This is a genomic window from Vibrio sp. 1159, assembly GCF_033340395.1.
Taxonomy (GTDB): domain Bacteria; phylum Pseudomonadota; class Gammaproteobacteria; order Enterobacterales; family Vibrionaceae; genus Vibrio; species Vibrio alginolyticus.
The window spans coordinates 1-1,065 of sequence record NZ_JAWOWL010000180.1 but is presented as its reverse complement, the minus strand read 5'-3'; the positions used below and the strand labels follow the sequence as shown (position 1 = coordinate 1,065).

At 47.1% G+C, this 1,065-nt stretch carries 1 protein-coding gene and 1 pseudogene; one reads left to right on the top strand and one right to left on the bottom strand.

Going from position 1 to position 1,065, the window contains the following annotated elements; all coding sequences use genetic code 11:
- On the top strand, positions 1-338 hold a 338-nt coding region (locus R7127_RS26850), incomplete at its 5' end, for a DUF6363 domain-containing protein (protein WP_318148756.1).
- Between the two features lie 70 nt (positions 339-408).
- Here the strand turns inward: R7127_RS26850 and R7127_RS26845 are convergent.
- Positions 409-1,065 (bottom strand): annotated as a pseudogene (locus R7127_RS26845) (N-acetylglucosamine-binding protein GbpA); the annotation flags it as partial.

Below are 1,065 nucleotides of genomic sequence, written 5' to 3'. Positions count from 1 at the left end.
CGGTTGTGCTATCGCACCCGCTGAATTACTCCAAAAAACCAGTAAAAAATACTTGGTTAATGAACAAGTTGTTTGCTGAACATCCCAAAATGGCAGAAGCGATGTTGCATCGTTCAGAGAACTACAATGAGTCCTTGGAATTTATCCGCAATCCCCCACAAGGAACCCGTGTGAGAGTGATTGCACCGCCGGATGAATTTCATGTGCAACGCTTGTCGATGCGCCAATCCGTTCTACTCGAAGGGTATGAAATGGGGCTTCAAGAAGGCAGAACTCATATCACCAATCTGTCTGGTGGTTATGGTTTAAGTCGAGAAAACTGCCACTTTTGTCTTTAACTCGCAGTGATTGATAAAGTAAAAAGAACCCCGCGATTTGCGGGGTTCTTTACGTCTATCGTCTGCGAGATTAGTTCAGCTTATCCCAAGCCATTTCCCAGTGTGAGCCTGTCGCTGGCTCAAATTGTGTTGCACTCTCACTCCACTGTACGCAGTAGCCAGAGTAAGGGAATGGTTTACATTGATAAATCGCGCCGTCGCTTGCTAACACTTTTGTACCTGCTGTGTAGCTAGAAAGCCCCTCAGGGAATACAAAGTCGTATTCGCCTGATGGTGGTGGGGTGACTTCCTCACTTTTTAGATGGAAATCCAGCGTTTGCTGATCGACAAGGTTGCCATCGGTATCTTTAATGCGGGTCACTAACATGTGGTGCCCCGGTTCTGATTTGCTCAGCGTGAGTTCTACTTGTTCGCTTGCACCATCTTGAATGGAACCCGTCCAACTTGCTAGTGGTTCGCGATGATGATTGTAAACCGTTAACTCGGCGGTTAAGTCGCCCTCTGCGGTTAAGTCGCCCTCTGCGGTAAGAGTGAGGTCTAAAGAGGTTGGCTCTGTAGCAATTATGTACTCACTGGCAAGACCATCAACCGTGAGTGAATAGTCAGGTACTGGCGTTTCAATATTGTAGCCAATTTCAACACGTTCAAGGCCACTGTTTGATTGCAGGTAAATTGGGTTCGTGCCGTACACTGGCGTGAACTTCTCTTCCGAATATTGACCAGCTTG